Origin of the sequence: Flagellimonas nanhaiensis (assembly GCF_003382275.1) — a bacterium.
In the GTDB taxonomy this organism is placed as follows: Bacteria; Bacteroidota; Bacteroidia; order Flavobacteriales; family Flavobacteriaceae; genus Flagellimonas; species Flagellimonas nanhaiensis.
In genome coordinates, this window is the sequence record NZ_QTJX01000002.1 from 264,095 (window position 1) to 280,636 (window position 16,542).

Annotated in this window: 12 protein-coding genes; 6 read left to right on the forward strand and 6 right to left on the reverse strand. The window is 41.2% G+C overall.

Annotation, left to right across the window (positions count from 1 at the left end; all coding sequences use genetic code 11):
- The first annotated feature begins 79 nt into the window (after window positions 1–79).
- Window positions 80–556 (forward strand): TspO/MBR family protein, encoded by a 477-nt coding sequence (locus tag DX873_RS08670; protein WP_116184064.1) that lies wholly within the window; start codon window positions 80–82, stop codon window positions 554–556.
- A 10-nt stretch (window positions 557–566) separates the two neighbouring features.
- On the opposite strand, the gene DX873_RS08675 is transcribed toward DX873_RS08670, so the two are convergent.
- A complete protein-coding gene (locus DX873_RS08675) occupies window positions 567–1,106 on the reverse strand; it encodes a DUF1697 domain-containing protein (protein WP_116184065.1) in 540 nt (179 codons plus the stop codon).
- 68 nt (window positions 1,107–1,174) lie between these two features.
- On the opposite strand from DX873_RS08675, the gene glpK reads away from it, so the two are divergent.
- Both glpK and DX873_RS08685 read left to right on the forward strand, forming a co-directional pair.
- On the forward strand, window positions 1,175–2,671 hold the full coding sequence (glpK, locus tag DX873_RS08680; protein WP_116184066.1) for a glycerol kinase GlpK: 1,497 nt from the start codon (window positions 1,175–1,177) through the stop codon (window positions 2,669–2,671).
- 37 nt (window positions 2,672–2,708) lie between these two features.
- Complete coding sequence (locus tag DX873_RS08685; protein WP_116184067.1) at window positions 2,709–3,437, forward strand: MIP/aquaporin family protein; 729 nt, start codon at window positions 2,709–2,711, stop codon at window positions 3,435–3,437.
- A gap of 1 nt (window position 3,438) precedes the next feature.
- On the opposite strand, the gene DX873_RS08690 is transcribed toward DX873_RS08685, so the two are convergent.
- Window positions 3,439–4,704 carry a BaiN/RdsA family NAD(P)/FAD-dependent oxidoreductase gene (locus DX873_RS08690; RefSeq protein WP_116184068.1) on the reverse strand — a complete coding sequence of 422 codons (1,266 nt, stop codon included), beginning with the start codon at window positions 4,702–4,704 and terminating at the stop codon, window positions 3,439–3,441.
- Window positions 4,704–5,456: a glycerophosphodiester phosphodiesterase gene (locus tag DX873_RS08695; RefSeq protein WP_116184069.1), complete on the reverse strand. Its 753-nt coding sequence runs from the start codon at window positions 5,454–5,456 to the stop codon at window positions 4,704–4,706. Before DX873_RS08695 ends, DX873_RS08690 begins: the two co-directional genes overlap by 1 nt.
- Before the next feature lie 186 nt (window positions 5,457–5,642).
- Between DX873_RS08695 and DX873_RS08700 the strand changes: the two genes are divergently transcribed.
- A complete protein-coding gene (locus DX873_RS08700) occupies window positions 5,643–6,065 on the forward strand; it encodes a hypothetical protein (RefSeq protein ID WP_116184070.1) in 423 nt (140 codons plus the stop codon).
- A 53-nt stretch (window positions 6,066–6,118) separates the two neighbouring features.
- Here the strand turns inward: DX873_RS08700 and DX873_RS08705 are convergent, their stop codons facing one another.
- The 3 genes from DX873_RS08705 to DX873_RS08715 all read right to left on the reverse strand — a co-directional run bounded on the left by DX873_RS08705 (window position 6,119) and on the right by DX873_RS08715 (window position 11,370).
- Window positions 6,119–7,894, reverse strand: coding sequence for an alpha-amylase family glycosyl hydrolase (locus DX873_RS08705; protein WP_232520884.1), 1,776 nt, complete (start codon window positions 7,892–7,894; stop codon window positions 6,119–6,121).
- 89 nt (window positions 7,895–7,983) lie between these two features.
- Window positions 7,984–10,287 (reverse strand): glycoside hydrolase family 65 protein, encoded by a 2,304-nt coding sequence (locus tag DX873_RS08710; protein WP_116184072.1) that lies wholly within the window; start codon window positions 10,285–10,287, stop codon window positions 7,984–7,986.
- Between the two features lie 63 nt (window positions 10,288–10,350).
- Window positions 10,351–11,370: a LacI family DNA-binding transcriptional regulator gene (locus tag DX873_RS08715; RefSeq protein WP_116184073.1), complete on the reverse strand. Its 1,020-nt coding sequence runs from the start codon at window positions 11,368–11,370 to the stop codon at window positions 10,351–10,353.
- A gap of 394 nt (window positions 11,371–11,764) precedes the next feature.
- Between DX873_RS08715 and DX873_RS08720 the strand changes: the two genes are divergently transcribed.
- Window positions 11,765–14,908, forward strand: coding sequence for a SusC/RagA family TonB-linked outer membrane protein (locus tag DX873_RS08720; RefSeq protein WP_116184074.1), 3,144 nt, complete (start codon window positions 11,765–11,767; stop codon window positions 14,906–14,908).
- 19 nt (window positions 14,909–14,927) lie between these two features.
- Window positions 14,928–16,541, forward strand: coding sequence for a RagB/SusD family nutrient uptake outer membrane protein (locus DX873_RS08725; RefSeq protein WP_116184075.1), 1,614 nt, complete (start codon window positions 14,928–14,930; stop codon window positions 16,539–16,541).
- Window position 16,542: the final 1 nt, after the last annotated feature.

A 16,542-nucleotide genomic window follows, 5' to 3' on the forward strand; every position in this document is an offset into this window, starting at 1 on the left:
CAACAAATATAGAATTTGCAAACTGCTTCCTTCAAAGGAGAACCAAATAATTCTTATTTTAGACATAGTTGCACCGACCATGAAAAAAAAGATTGTCTACATCGCCATATGTATTGTTATTTGTCTTCTAATTGGCTTTTTGTCCAGTTTTGCCACCCAAAGCTCCGTTAATGATTGGTATGTTGCCCTGAACAAACCATCATTCAACCCTCCCAATGAAATTTTTGCACCTGTTTGGTCGGTCTTGTACATTTTAATGGGGGTTTCTGCAGGAATAGTTTGGTCCAAGGGCTTTCATCATGTTTGGGTAAAAACCGCCTTGTACCATTTTGGCTTCCAACTACTTCTCAATGCACTTTGGAGCATCGTATTTTTTGGATTGAAAAACCCCTTTTTGGCCTTATTGGTAATTATCGGGCTTTTATCCTTGATCATGTTAACCATTCGTTGGTTCAAAGTTGTAAGTAAGTTAGCGGCCTATTTGTTGATTCCTTACCTTCTCTGGGTATGTTTTGCAGCTTTGCTGAACTACAAAATTTGGGAATTGAACCCCTAACTCTCATCTTTTAGGTTTCCCTGGCCAGTTCCAAAAGCTTTTGCATAGTTCTCAGGTTGCGTGCAGTAGCTTGAACCTTTAGTTTATTTTCCACCAAATTGTTGTTGAGCTTGGCCTTTCCGTAGCCTTTTTTGCAAGACAGGTAAACACAATTGGTTTCTATATCAAAATCTTCATTTTCAAATTTCAATTTATTGAACTGTTCCATCAACTCGTTTGATGGTGATTGTTTCAGTAGGACAAAATACAGGTTGTTCAACTCGGTTTGGTTTGAAAAAGGATTTGAGGTCAGCATACTTTCTATCTCATCTTGGGAAATAATCAGTGTGGGAACTTCAAACCCAAAATCCTTTTTTATAGCATCAAAGATGGATTCCTCAAGTTTTTGGATATCGCCTTCGTTACTGCAAAAAACAATATTACCGCTTTGGATGTAAGTGGTTACACTTTCCAGGCCAATATTTTGAAGCGCTTTGCGCAAATCGGCCATTTTAATTTTCTTTTGACCACCTACATTGATTCCGCGAAGCAGGGCAATAAACGTTTTCATACTTATACCTTTTGAACCAAAATTACTCCGATTATTTTAGTAATTTCAAACGCACTAAATAATATCCAATGGACCAATATATCCTTGCCCTAGATCAGGGAACCACCAGTTCCAGGGCAGTCGTATTCGACAAAAAAGGAACCATAATCTCTGTTGCGCAAAAAGAATTCACGCAAATCTTTCCTAAACCTGGATGGGTTGAACACGACCCCGCTGAAATCTGGGCTACGCAAGCTGGAATGGCAGCAGAAGCTGTCAGTGCAAAAGGTTTGAAAGGAGAGCAAATGGCAGCTATTGGAATAACCAATCAGCGCGAAACTGTAGTGGTCTGGGACCGAAATACCGGAGAACCTGTCTACAATGCCATTGTTTGGCAAGATAAACGAACCGCAGACTTCTGTGACTCCTTAAAGAGTCAAGGGAAATCCGAAATGATTCGTGAAAAAACAGGACTTGTCATTGATTCTTATTTTTCCGGAACCAAGGTCAAATGGATTTTGGATAATGTGGAAGGTGTTCGAGAAAGAGCAGAGGCCGGTAACTTGGCACTTGGTACCATTGACACTTGGCTAATATGGAAAATGACGGAAGGGAAACTTCACATTACCGATGTGACCAATGCCTCCCGAACCTTATTTTTCAATATCAACACCATGGATTGGGACGACGAGCTTTTGGAGCTTCTTACCATTCCCAAAAGCATGCTTCCCGAAGTAAGACAATCCAGTGAACCCTATGGTTATACGAGCCCCAATTTTTTTGCATCCAAAATTCCCATAGCAGGTATTGCCGGAGATCAACAAGCAGCTCTCTTTGGGCAAATGTGCACCCAACAAGGAATGGTCAAAAATACTTACGGTACCGGTTGCTTTATGCTGATGAACATTGGCGATAAGCCCATTGTATCTAAAAACAACCTGCTGACCACGGTAGGGTGGAAAATTAATGGTAAAGTCACCTATGCCCTCGAAGGTAGTATTTTTATTGCTGGAGCCGTTGTCCAGTGGCTTCGGGATAGCTTGAAAATTATTAAAACCTCATCTGAGGTGGAAAAATTGGCCAGCTCGGTCAACAGTTCCGAAGGGGTATATTTTGTACCCGCCTTTGCTGGTTTGGGCGCGCCTCATTGGAACCAGCATGCACAGGGCACCATTTTTGGTTTGACCCGGGGAAGCACTGATGCGCACATTGCTCGTGCAGCTTTGGAATCCATCGCTTACCAAACCATGGACATTTTAAAGGCTATGGAAGCGGATTCCGGTATTTCCATTCACGAACTTCGAGTTGACGGGGGTGCAACAGTGAACAATATGTTGATGCAGTTTCAGGCCGATGTATTGAACACCACAACGGTACGTCCAAAAATTATAGAAACCACAGTAATGGGTGCCGCTTATTTAGCTGGATTAGCTGTCGGATATTGGCAAAATCAAGAGGAAATTCAAGATATTTGGCAATCTGATGTACACTTTGATCCAACACAAGAGCGACAACCCGTTGAAGAAGCCATTCAAGGATGGTACAAAGCCATTAAGGCATTGGAGTTTTGGGCAAACAATCCATAATCATTTTCTAACCACATTTTTAAGCAACTAATAGACTATGACCCCTTTTATTGCAGAAGTTATTGGCACATTTCTTTTGATTTTTTTGGGATGTGGCGTCAACGCCAACGTGTCCCTACAGAAAACATACGCCAGCGGCTCCGGTTGGATGGTGATTACCACAGGATGGGCCTTTGCGGTATATACTGCAGTGGTTGTGGTTGGACCGTATAGCGGAGCGCATATCAACCCGGCAGTGACAATTGGTCTGGCCGTAGCAGGTGAATTCCCAGCTAGTGATATTCCAAGCTATTTGTTGGCACAAATGCTCGGCGCCATGTTAGGAGCCTTTTTCGTATGGTTGACACACAAAGCCCACTTTGATGCTACTCCTGATGGCAATAGTAAAAGGGGAGTGTTTTGTACCGCTCCTGCTATTCCAAATACAGCTCTCAACCTTCTCATGGAAACCTTAGGTACATTTGTTTTGGTATTTTCCGTGCTGTATTTTACGGATGCCTCGATTGCTAAGGACAATAGTATCATCGGTCTCGGGTCTTTGGGTGCCTTACCTGTGGCTCTTATTGTATGGGGAATAGGTCTCTGTCTTGGAGGTACCACGGGATACGCCATTAATCCGGCGCGTGATCTAGGGCCAAGAATTGTTCACGCCCTGGTCCCTATCAAAGATAGGGGTTCCAATGGTTGGGGATATTCCTGGATTCCTGTTATAGGGCCAATTTTGGGTGGAGCTTTGGCTGCAATAATTGCTATAGCTTTACAATAAGCTATTCAAAGGTAATGGCTTGGGCTGCAATATAGGCTCCCGTCCATGCATTTTGAAAATTGAATCCGCCAGTAATGGCATCCACATTTATAATTTCTCCTGCAAAATATAGATTGGGATGGATTTTACTTTCAAAAGTCTTGAAATTGATTTCTTTAAGGTCCACTCCTCCAGCAGTAACAAATTCTTCCTTAAAAGTACTTTTCCCCTCTACCCTAAAGGATGACGCGGTGAGTTGTTGGGCCAAGCCTTGAAGTTTTTCCTTGGTTATATCAGCCCATTTATCCTCCTTCTCAATACCGGCGGCATTGACCAATTTTGTCCAGAGCCTTCGAGGCATATCCACCGCATGTGTTCGCAGAACCGTTTTCTTTGCTTCCAACTCCTTGACTTTTCTAAGATAAGCCTCCATAGAACCGGTACTATACTCAGGTGTCCAATTGATATTGAGCCTAAAGGCGTAACCATAATCATGAAGCACGTTAGCTCCCCAGGCAGAGAGTCTAAGAATCACAGGGCCGCTCAAACCCCAATGGGTAATCAAAACAGGGCCTTCTTCCTGCAAGACCGGCTCTTCCTTCACCTTACTTTTTAGTTGTATGTTGGTTTTTGTGGGAAAAAGGGTTCTTCCCAGAATTTCAGCGGAAACATTGGCTGTAATTCCTTGAATCCCTTTTAAACGATCATCCTTGATATTGAAAGTAAACAGCGATGGTACTGGAGCCACAATGGTGTGTCCCAACTGCTCCAGCTCCTTCCATATTTTGGAGCTACTTCCAGTTGCCAGCAATAATTTTCTGGCCGAGTAGTGCTTATTCTTCGTAGTCACTGTCCAGATTTGGTTGTCCTGGCTTAGGTGTTTTACAGCACTATTCTTTAAAATTTGGATTCCCAATCTCTTTGCCTCATTTAAAAAGCAATCTATGATGGTCTGTGAGGAGTTACTTTTGGGAAAAACACGCCCATCCTTTTCCACTTTCAATGACACTCCCCTTTTTTCAAAAAAGGCCATCACATCTAAAGGGGCGTGGGTGTAGAAAGGCCCCAGGAGTTCTTTTCTTCCTCGCGGATAATTCTTCACCAGCTCTTTTACATCGTATTCCCCATGGGTGACATTACATCTGCCCCCTCCGGATACTTTTACTTTGGACAGTACAGTTTTGCCCCTTTCAAGAATGGCAATTTTCCAATGTGGAGCATTTTCCGCAATGTGTATTGCTGCGTAAAACCCTGCTGCACCTCCTCCTACAATAATTACATCAAACATTAATCTACCCTTTCCGGGTAGTTGGTAATGATTCCCTCCACCCCAAGATTCTTCATCTTTTCAATATCATCTATTTCATTTACCGTCCATGTGTAGATTTTTAGGCCCTCATCATGTATTTTACTGGTATTTTCAGCTGTTAGTGTTTTATAATCCGGATTTATAGCTACTGCATTTAGTTCCTTGGCCACAGGAATAGCCTCCAAGGGGTCTTCCTCCGTTAGGATTGCAATTTTAATATCATTGTTGAGCTTTCGCATTTCCCGAAGTTCATCCCACTTAAAACTTGAGATGATAAAATTATCTTGCTCCCATCCCCTTTGCTCAATATAATAGTTGGTTATGAAGTTGACCCTATCTGCAGTGTTTGCCCCTTTAAGTTCAATGTTCAGTGCAACCTTGTTATCGATTAATTTAAGTACATCTTGCAGCATCGGGATCTTATGGTTGCCATCCAGAATCAATTGCTTCATATCCACAACATTGTACTCTTCTATTTTGCCTCCACCATTGGTAAGTCTTTCCACTCGTTCATCATGAAAAACCACAATTTCACCGCTCTCTATCCTAAACACATCAATTTCAATCATATCGACCCCTAAATCCAAGGCTTTTTGAATAGATGCGAGCGTATTTTCCGTTTCGTGGCCCATAGCTCCCCTATGACCAATAACCAAAGGTTTTGTATTTGTCATATTACAACTGTTCAGAAATAAAAAGGTGGCAAGCACCGTCAACAATCTAATTTTCATTTGGTCTGATTTTGATGCTAAAAATACGATTTGAAAACGAAATCCACCGTAAATATTTTAACTATTAAAAGCTCCGAAAAATCCTCCTAATTTCGAATAATTGTTATGTTATTATGATAATTTTTATCAATATGTTAAAATTTATTTGATACTTTTATCACATTAGTAACCAATAAATTAACTAGCATGTTTTCAAAATCTAATTTACTGGCCACACTTGTTGGCGCAGTTGTCATGTTCTTTTTGGGATATTTAATCTGGGGTATTGCTACCGTAGATTTTTTTGCCGATCATACCATAGTTAATACTATGAAGGAAGTTCCAAACCTGGGTCTTATTGCCTTGGGCAATTTGATTGGGGCTTTTGCATTGAGCACTTTATATAGTAAATGGGCAAGAGGTCATCATTCAATGAGTGAAGGTTTCCAGTTTGGAGCCTGGATAGGAGTATTTGTTGGAATAGGAATGGGACTTATATGGTATGCCACAGCCGATTGGATGGACATGACCGGACATATTGCTGAAGCAGTTATTGACATTATATATTACGGTATTATTGGTGCCGTAATAGGCCTTGTTTATCAAAAAACAGCGGCTAAAGAAAAGTAGACCAACTAACTTTTTTTCCGAAAGCGGATTGCTCCTGGCAGTCCGCTTTTTATTTATAGAACTTTTAGAATGTACGACTTTAAAGGTGCCAATTCCAAGCTTATACTTCCCCTCCCCTGGCTTACTTGAAGAACCGGTGTTACCTGACCGTACAGTTCTTCTTTCAAGTTATAGTCCTGATTCTTCAATTCCCATTCGGCTATGATTTCTTCCGGAACCTTTAAGTCAAAAGTATAAGACTTGGAAGCATCAAAATTTGAAACTACCACGAGTTTTTCATTGCTGGACCACCTTACAAAGGACAGCACTCTATGATCATAATTTTCCGTGTGTTCTTTATTGTAGAAATGGATATCCTTATACTCGCCCATTAGTGCTTCACTTTCCACAGTAAAGTTTAGGAGACGCTTGTAAAAATCCCTAAGATCTTTTTCATTTTCGGACAACTGGCCCCCGTCAAACTTTTTATTGTTCATCCAGCGCTGGTGATGTGGCACTCCTATGTAATCAAAGATGGATGTTCTTGTTGGTTTGCCAAAACCTGCATCTTCGGCCCCGGGCTCCCCTACTTCCTGTCCAAAATAAATCATTGTGGGAGAGCTGCTTATCGTAGCTGAAACCACCATAGCGGGCTTACCCAAATCAGCACTTCCGGCAAAGTCAGGACTTGCTATCCGTTGTTCATCATGATTTTCCAGAAAATGCAGCATATGATGTTCAATATCCATTATTCTTTCTTGAACCACGGGTATATGGTCCGTCCACCCATATCCCTTCATGATGTGTTTTATGCTATCATAAAGTTCCACTTTGTCATAGAGGTAGTCCATTTTACCTTTGTGGATATAATCTCTGTACAGACTTGGATTGTAGACCTCAGCCAAAAGAAAGGCGTTGGAATTTTTTGTTTTGATACTGGAATTCAGGTAACTCCAAAATTCTACGGGCACCATTTCTGCCATATCAAATCGGAATCCGTCCACTCCAAAATCCAACCAATAATGGACAATATCCCTAAACTTTGTCCAGGAATCTGGAAGCTCCTTTTCCTTCCAATAGTTAAAGTGGTCAGTGTAATCCTTTGTGTCGAATCCTTCAGGCAGTTCGTCAAAATCCTTGGTGCCATCTGGCCGTACCCCGTAGTTCACTTTAACGGTTTCATACCAATCGTTGAAATTGGGTTTTGCCAAACGGGAACCATTCCCGGTCCATTTTGCCGGAACTTCCTCAAACTTGGAATCTGACAATGTATTCACTTCTCCTCCCAAAGGGAGGTATCCATCTTGCCATGCTGGCACTTGGAACTCTTCATTTGGGATGTAATAAAAATTGTTATTGACATCATACTCTTTTGAAACATCATCGTTGGTCCCAAAATCTTCAACTCCATCAGGATTGGTAAGTCCCTCATAATTTCGGGCCACATGATTGGGAACAATATCAATGACCACTTTCATGCCAGCCTGATGGGTCCTGTTAATCAACGCTTTGAATTCTTCCAATCTTTTTGTCGGGTCAACGGCCAAATCTGGATTGACATTGTAGTAATCCTTGACCGCATATGGAGATCCCGCTCTTCCCTTTACCACATCTGGATCATCATTGGAAATTCCGAAAGCAGTATAGTCATTTATCACAGCATGATGGGGAACTCCAGTGTACCAAACATGAGTCACTCCCAAATCTTTGATTTCTTTTAATGCCGTAGCCGAGAAATCCTCAAACTTGCCCACTCCATTTTCCTCCATGGCCCCCCAGGGCTTGTTCGTGGTATTGGTATTTCCAAAAAGTCTGGTAAAAACCTGATATACAACAATCTTCTTTTTCATAGGTGGTTGAATAGGTTTGGTACGGGGTTTTTCCTGGCAGGCACAAATGGCCCCCAATAATGTTAGTGCAACAAGGAAGTTCTTTAAACTCATATTTTGATTACTTCTCCAGGAACCAGTGTGACCTGCTCTCCATTTACCTTGATGTTCAAATCTTGGTTTCCTGTTACCTCAAATGAAGTTCCTTCGGAAGAAACGAATATGGTGACTATCTGATTCCTAAAATTGACCCTGAATGAGTACGATTCCCATTGCTTTGGTATTTGAGGGGTGAAACAAAGCTGGTCATCCAGCACCCGCATTCCACCAAATCCTTCAACAATGCTCATCCAGGTTCCTGCCATGGAAGTAATGTGCAGGCCTTCTTCTACTTCTTTATTGTAGTCATCCAAGTCGAGCCTGGAGGTTCTTAGATAAAAGGTATAAGCTTGATCCATTCTACCCAACTTTGCCGCCTGAATGCTATGAACACAAGGAGACAAAGAGGACTCATGAACGGTAAAGGGTTCATAGAAGTCAAAGTGGCGTGCCAATTCTTCTTGACTGAAATGATCTTCGAAGAAATAGAAGCCTTGGAGCACATCTGCCTGTTTTATATATGGCGAACGTAAAATCCTGTCCCAGCTCCATTTTTGGTTGATCGGTCTTTCGGATTTATCCAAATCGTTCACCTTGATCATTTCCTTGTCCAAAAACCCATCTTGCTGCAAAAACACTTTGTGTTTTTCTGAATATGGAAAGAACATATTGCCGGACACTTTGGTCCATTCCGCAATTTCTTTTCTAGTCAATTTTACTTTGGAAAGTACCCTATCATAATCTTCAGGGTATTCCTTTTCTACTTTATTCAATTGCTCCACCGCATAATCAATACACCACTTGGCCAAATAATTGGAATACCAGTTGTTGTTGACGTTGTTTTCGTATTCGTTGGGTCCCGTAACACCCAGCATAACGTATTTCTGTTTTTCTTCAGAAAAATTGACGCGTTGATGCCAGAACCGTGCTATGCCCACCAAAACCTCCAAGCCCATTTTGGGAATATAGCTGTAGTCCCCGGTGAACCTATGGTAATTGTAGACCGCAAAAGCAATAGCCCCGTTCCTGTGAATTTCCTCAAAGGTGATTTCCCATTCATTATGGCATTCCTCCCCGTTCATGGTGACCATGGGATAGAGTGCCGCACCATTGTCAAATCCCAACTTACCGGCATTTTCAATAGCCCGGTCAAGATGGTTGTATCTATATTTCAGGAGATTCCATGCTACATCTTGATTTTTTGTAGCCATGTAAAAAGGAAGGCAATAGGCTTCGGTGTCCCAGTACGTACTTCCCCCATATTTTTCTCCGGTAAATCCTTTGGGACCGATATTCAATCTGGAATCTTTTCCTAAATACGTCTGGTTAAGCTGAAAGATATTGAAGCGTATACCTTGTTGTGCTTTAGCATCTCCAGCTATGGTAATATCACTCATTTCCCAGATTTGGGCCCAGTCTTCTTTTTGTTTTTGAAAGATAACATCAAACCCCAATCCTGAAACTTTGCTCAAAACGACATCGGCGGCCTTTTTGAGTCCATCCGTAGGATGATTGCGGTCTACGGCGTACCCTCCATATTTAATAAGTGTAAGTGTCTGGTTTTTTTCAAGATTTATGGCATAGGCATGCCCTACCATCATTTCTTCTTCCTTCGTTGAAAAATCCTCAAATTTTTCCCCGTCTACCGTTAGCTCACTCTGCATAAATGTGCAGATGGCAAAATTGGTTTTCATTGTATGGGATTCAATGAAGGCTCTATTTCCTTCGGAAGAGACTTTTGTAGTGTTCCAGAACTTATCGTCCCAGTTACTGTCCATGTTCTTGATTCCGCTGTCCAAATATGGACACACTTCTGCCTTGGCATCCGAATTTAGAATCTGTAGGTTATATTGGATTGCACCAACTTCATCATATTCCAAACTTAAAAATCTGGTCACCTCAACAGCTACTTCAAGACCGTTGGAAGTTGTTGCCACAAAGCTACGTTTGTACCAACCTTCCTTCATGTTAAGTTCTCTCCTAAAACTTGTTACTTTTTGGCAAGTGTACAAATCCAATGGAGTACCGTTGAGGGTTATATTGATACCAATCCAATTGGGTGCGTTCAGTACTTTGGCAAAGTATTCTGGATAGCCATTTTTCCACCATCCCACTCTGGTCTTGTCTGGGTAGTACACACCTGCAATGTAGCTTCCTTGAAAAGTGTCTCCTGAATAATTCTCTTCAAAATTTGCCCGTTGGCCCATTGCACCATTACCAATGCTGAACAAACTTTCTGAAGATTTCACCCTTTCGTTTTCAAAATCTTCTTCTATGATGGACCATGGGTCCGCCTTAATGTAATCCTGATTCATTGAAATAAAAATAAAACGTGGTAAGCAAATGTTTTCATCCCTGGGCTCAAGGATTATGCAAACTTAATTAATTGTGGATTCCCTGACCACTAATGTGGGTTCCAAAATTTTTGTTTGGAATGTTTCTTCTTCATCTTCGCTCTCTACCTTATCAATCAACATTTGTGCGGAGATTTCACCCATTTTTTCTCCATGTTGCGCTATTACGGTCAGGCTTGGGTTGGCATACTGTGACAATAATCCGTCAGTAAATCCAATAAAAGATATGTCTTCCGGTATATTCAGGCCTTTATTTTGGACCAGACGCATGCTATAGACCGTAAATATTTCATTTACGCAAAGGACAGCATCGACATCATTATTTTTGAAGAAATCCTGAATTCCCTGTTCATCCATTTCCATGGTTGAAAGTTTCAATATTCTGGATTCATCAATGTCCATTTTACTTTCGAGCAGAGCTTTCTTATATCCTTCGGTCCTAGCTTTACTTACACTTAGGTAATCATCCGTAGTAATCAGTGCGATTTTCTTTCGACCTTGTTCGATTAATTTCTTGGTAGCGACATAAGCTCCAAGCTCATCATCAATGATTACTTTGTCGCATTCAACCTCATTGGTGACTCTATCTACCAGTACCAAAGGAATTCCTTGCTCGGTCACTTCCTTAAGATGATTGTAATCCCCTTTTAATTGGGTCTCTGACGAAAGCGACATGATAAACCCATCAATACTTCCGTTGGCCAACATCTCCATATTGATTACCTCCCGGTCAAAGGATTCTTCGGACAGGCAAACAATTACGTTATATCCCTTTGCGTTTGCATATTTTTCTATTCCCCGAATGACCGTGGTAAAGAAATGGTGTACAATTGCCGGAATAACTACACCTATATTCTTTGTGCGCTTGTTTTTGAGGCTTATGGCTATGTTATTGGGCTTATAGTTGTACAGTTTGGCAAAGGCCTGTACCTTTTCTTTTGTATCCCTGCTAATTTCCTCACTATTCTTTAGCGCTTTGGACACTGTGGAAATAGAAACCTCCAGCTCTCTAGCAATATCCTTTAATGTAATCTTAGGTTTCAAAGATGATGGTGTTTGGTCAATGTATTAATCTGGAAAATTACTCAATATAGCCAATGGTGAAATTCAAATTAGTTTTTTTAACAAAAAAAAGATAAAAGCTTATGGATTTTACCTATAATCCATTAACATTCTCTTAGAAAATTAAAAAATGCTATATTAGTGCTGATATTAAGGATTTCACTGATTTGTTGTGTTTAAATTGCGATATAGGCAAATCCCGTCTTTTAGTTTTATTAACCTTATATCGTCCCAAAGTTATCAACACGAAACCGTTTTCGATAAATCTTAAGGTATGCTTAAATTTTGATTAACATTTTTTTTATATATGTTTAATGCTTGAATTAAAATTGACTAAACTTAAAAATTAAATTAACTAAACTTAAAATCATTATTTATGAAGATTACGCTACTTAGAAGCTTTTTGCTATTAGGAGCATTTTTATGCTTTGGTCTAGCAAAAGCTCAAACAGTATCTGGTACTGTTACAGATGCTAACGGCCCTCTGCCGGGAGCAAGCGTATTGGTCAAGGGGACGACCAATGGTACGCAAACCGATTTCGATGGTAATTATACCCTTAATGACATTGGCGATTCTGCTACATTGGTGTTTAGCTACATTGGGTACAAAACTGTTGAAATAGCGGTAAACGGGCGATCAACTGTTAATGTGACCATGGAAGAAGATGCACAAGCATTGGATGAAGTGGTTATCATTGGTTATGGTCAGACCACGGTTAAGGACGCCACAGGTTCTGTTGCCGCGGTTACCTCTGAAGACTTTAATCAGGGTGTAATTGCTTCTCCTGAACAATTGATTCAAGGTAAGACTGCTGGTGTTAACATTTCCCAATCCAGTGGTGAGCCAGGTGCTGGAATCTCGGTAAACATTAGGGGTGCCAACTCGGTAAGAGCAAACAACAATCCGCTTTTCGTTGTAGATGGTGTTCCATTGTTTGGACAAAATGTTGATGCTACCGGTAGCTCTGGTACTGGTGGTGATGACACTAGTGCAGTAGGTAACCCGTTGAACTTCTTGAACCCAAATGACATTGAAAGCATCAGTATACTAAAAGATGCATCAGCAACGGCCATTTATGGTTCTCGTGGGGCCAATGGTGTTGTTATCATTACTACAAAAGAAGGAAGAAGCGGAGCAGGTGGTGTTTTCGAGTATAGCTCAAATTTAAGTATAGCCACTCCTGTTAGAGAATTTGATTTATTAGATAGAGAAGGTTTTCTCCAAGCCATAACCGATTCTGGACAAAATGCTGCTGGTGTAGACTTTGGATCTAGCACAGATTGGCAAAGAGTAGTGTTTAGGTCTACGGCCTCTACTACGCAAAACCTTTCCTATTCCCAAAATTATGGAAGTGGTAATATTAGGGCTTCCTTTGGGTATCAAAAGCAATTGGGTGTCATTGAGAAATCTGATTTTGAAAGAATCTCGGGTAGAATCAATTGGAACCAGCGCTTTTTGGATGATAAGTTAAAAATTGGACTTCAAGGAACAATCTCACGTAATAACAGAAGTCAACCACCTCTACAAGGTAATGCCGGTTTTAGAGGAGATATTTTAGGGGCAGCTTATTCTGCAAACCCTACAATTCCTAATAGCCCCAGTGTGGATCCAGGTGGTGGTTTGTTAAACCCAACCAACTATTTGGCTTCAGCTTCTAACTTAACAAATACCAACAGATACTTGGTAAATGGTTTTGCTGAGTATGACTTTACCCCAGAATTGACAGGTAAAGTAAATCTAGGATACGATACTTCTGACAGTGAAAACGTATCCGTATTATCCGCAGATTTGTTGAATATCAATGGTATTTCGGATATCGGTGCCGGTACATTCAATAGCAGGGAACTAGAGAATAAATTATTGGAAGCAACGTTAAGTTATAATAAGGCTTTTGACAACTCAAATTTAGATGTGGTCGTAGGATTTGCATATCAAGAGTTCAGAACATTTGGATTTAATAGTGCTGCAAGAGGGTTTGCCTCTACTGATTTGAACAAAATGAGCGAGGATTTGGTTCAAACTGTTACTGATGCAGATGCTAGTGTTAGCGGGTCATACCAGCAGTTCTACTACGCTCCCAACCTAACAAATTTGACCGTTAACCGTTTGTTTCCGTCTTCAAACACAGAAGTTGTTCCTTTTGATTTCAACAGATCGGTACAATCCTTGGTTTTTGACAACTTCGATAACACAGATGAATTACAGTCTTTCTTCGGTAGGGTAAACTATAGTCTTTCCGATAAGTATTTGTTTACTGCTACTATGAGAGCTGATGGATCATCTCGTTTTGGTCCAGATAATCAGTATGGATACTTCCCTTCAGGTGCATTTGCCTGGAAAATGAATGAAGAAGACTTTGTAGGAGATAATGTTTCTACATTAAAGCTGAGACTAAGTGCAGGTATTACAGGTAACCAGGATGGTGTTGGTTATGGTAACTTTGTTGCAAGACAGCGTTTCGCAACTTTGAACCTAGGTTCCATCCAAAACAACGGAGATGTAAATGAGAATGGTTTGTCTATCGTTGCTACACCTCGTGAGGACTTACGTTGGGAGGAAACTACAGATTTCAACATAGGTTTGGATTTTGGATTTAACGCCGACAGATTCAGTGGTAGCATTGACCTATACCGTAGGGATACAAAGGATATTCTTTTACAAACTCCTCCACCTGCTCCATCTACCAACCCATTCCAGTTTGGTAATGTGGATGCCAGTGTAATCAACCAAGGTGTTGAAGTTGCTTTGAACTATGACTTCATTAGATCTGATGATACTAACTTTAGTGCAAATTTCAATATTTCGTACAATGACAATGAAATTCAGGATTTTGCCGGATCTATCAACTTAGGACCTATTAACGGACCTGGTCTTTCTGGTGCTTTCGCACAACGATTTGAGGCTGGTCAATCATTGTTCGCTTATTACATGGCAATCTTTGAAGGTTTTGATGGTGCAGGAAACCCAATTTATACTGATATTGATGGTAACGGTGTTGGTGATCCAGATGCAGACAAAACTTGGATTGGAGAAGATGGTTTGCCTGACATCACTACAGGATTGTCTTTGAACTTTAGCCACAAGAATTGGAGCATTAGCACATTCCTTGCCGGACAGTTTGGATTCCATGTATACAACAACACTGCCAACGCATTGTTTAATGCAGGTCAGTTAAATACTTCTAGAAATATTACCACTCAGGCGCTTGCAGCTGGTGAAAACCCAAGTGCATCTACCGCAGTATCCACGCGTTTCCTTGAAAAAGGTGATTTCGTGAGAATGCAAAACGCAACTATTGGATACAATGTGCCTCTTAGTGGAGAAGGAGCGTTAAAAAGCTTAAGACTTTCCGTTACAGGTCAAAACTTATTCTTAATTACTGATTACAGTGGAATTGATCCCGAAGTAACTGTAAACACTGGTAATTTGAATCAAGCTGCTTTACCAAGTAGATCTATCGACTGGAACAGTTTCCCAAATCCAAGGACGGTAACTTTTGGTATTAACGCATCATTTTAATTAAAAAAATTGTAGAATCATGAAAAGAAATCAAGTTAAACTTTATGCGATTACCCTCCTTTCGGCAGTGGGACTTGTTTCCTGTACGGATTTGGAGATTGAAGAGACTGATTCCTTTATCAGCTCGGATTTTGACGGTCTAGAAAACCCTTCATCCTCAGTAGATCAGTTGTTCAACAACGCCAACGGGAATTTAGGGGATCAGGCCAACACCTATGCGTTAAGGGAAGTCACTACAGACGCGTTGTTAATCCCTACCCGTGGTGCGGATTGGGGTGATAACGGACGTTGGAGAAAATTACACCAGCACGAATGGGGATTGGAAGAAACAGACATCATCACTCCTTTTGACCAATGGAACGCCAACCAATTATTGGCTTCTCAAATTCTGGATACCAGAAGTAATGCGTCAACAGATGATTTAGGACAGGCACACTTTATGCGAGCCTATTCCATGTGGACTATTCTTGACCTATACGGGCAGGTTCCGTTTAGAGATACTCAGCTACCTTCCATATCCATCCCTGAGGTGTTGACTGGAGCAGCTGCTGTAGACTTTATTATAGCTGACCTTGATGCCGCTATTCAGGAATTGCCAACTGTTGCTGCCGGAAACGGTGGACAGTTGAACAGAGCTTGTAAAGCATCAGCTAGGTTTTTAAAAGCTAAAGTACTTTTGAATCGTCATATTTATGACACCCAGCTTACTGGTGGTGGTGGAACTCCAAATGGAGCAGACATGGCCTCTGTGATATCATTGGTTGACGAAATAGCTGCTGACGGTTTTGCCTTGCAGGCCGGATACTTTGATCTTTTTAGAAATACCGATGATAACGAAACCATTTGGTGGGCAGAAACAGGTGTAGGAAACCGTATTTGGAACGGACTACACTATAACTTGACCACTCCTGAGCAAGCTGGTGGTTGGAACGGTTTCAGTACGTTGGCTGAGTTCTACGACCTTTTTGAAGGTGACCCAAACAGCAACCACCCAGGAAGCGGACAAGAAGAACGTAGAGGTTTTGTTCCTCTTGAAGGAGAGCCAGCTGGTGCCGATGGAACAGTAGACAATAACAATGATGGCATCGCTGATGGATCTAACATTGGATTTGGTTTCCTAATGGGACAACAATATGGTCCTGATGGATCTATCATAGAAGACAGACAAGGTAACCCATTGTTCTTCTCAAGAGAATTTGTTGATGGTGACGGAAATGCAAACCTAATCAACAATGACGAGAAAACCGGTATCCGTGTATTGAAGTATACCCCACGTTACGGAGGTTTCACAAACCACAGTGTTCAGTTCAGATACTCTGATGCTCACTTGATGAAAGCAGAGGCTCAAATGCGCAGTGGCGGTGACCCGACAGCTTTGGTCAATGAACTTCGTGCAGTACGTGGTGCTACTCCACTAGGAACTGTAGGTGAAGCTGAACTTTTGGATGAAAGAGCTAGAGAACTTTTCATTGAAGGTTGGAGACGTAACGATATGATTCGTTTTGGTCAATACCTAAGAGGATGGGAGTTTAAAGGTGGAACGGAAACCGGTAACGACACGAGATTGTTGTTCCCTATTCCACTACCACAAGTTTTGGCTAACCCTAACTTAGTTCAGAACCCAGGATACTAAG

Coding starts and splice junctions, on each gene's coding strand:
- DX873_RS08670 (WP_116184064.1), top strand. CDS start 80: ATGAAAAAAAAGATTGTCTACATCGCCATATGTATTGTTATTTGTCTT.
- DX873_RS08675 (WP_116184065.1), bottom strand. CDS start 1,106: ATGAAAACGTTTATTGCCCTGCTTCGCGGAATCAATGTAGGTGGTCAA.
- glpK (WP_116184066.1), top strand. CDS start 1,175: ATGGACCAATATATCCTTGCCCTAGATCAGGGAACCACCAGTTCCAGG.
- DX873_RS08685 (WP_116184067.1), top strand. CDS start 2,709: ATGACCCCTTTTATTGCAGAAGTTATTGGCACATTTCTTTTGATTTTT.
- DX873_RS08690 (WP_116184068.1), bottom strand. CDS start 4,704: ATGTTTGATGTAATTATTGTAGGAGGAGGTGCAGCAGGGTTTTACGCA.
- DX873_RS08695 (WP_116184069.1), bottom strand. CDS start 5,456: ATGAAAATTAGATTGTTGACGGTGCTTGCCACCTTTTTATTTCTGAAC.
- DX873_RS08700 (WP_116184070.1), top strand. CDS start 5,643: ATGTTTTCAAAATCTAATTTACTGGCCACACTTGTTGGCGCAGTTGTC.
- DX873_RS08705 (WP_232520884.1), bottom strand. CDS start 7,894: ATGAAAAAGAAGATTGTTGTATATCAGGTTTTTACCAGACTTTTTGGA.
- DX873_RS08710 (WP_116184072.1), bottom strand. CDS start 10,287: ATGAATCAGGATTACATTAAGGCGGACCCATGGTCCATCATAGAAGAA.
- DX873_RS08720 (WP_116184074.1), top strand. CDS start 11,765: ATGAAGATTACGCTACTTAGAAGCTTTTTGCTATTAGGAGCATTTTTA.
- DX873_RS08725 (WP_116184075.1), top strand. CDS start 14,928: ATGAAAAGAAATCAAGTTAAACTTTATGCGATTACCCTCCTTTCGGCA.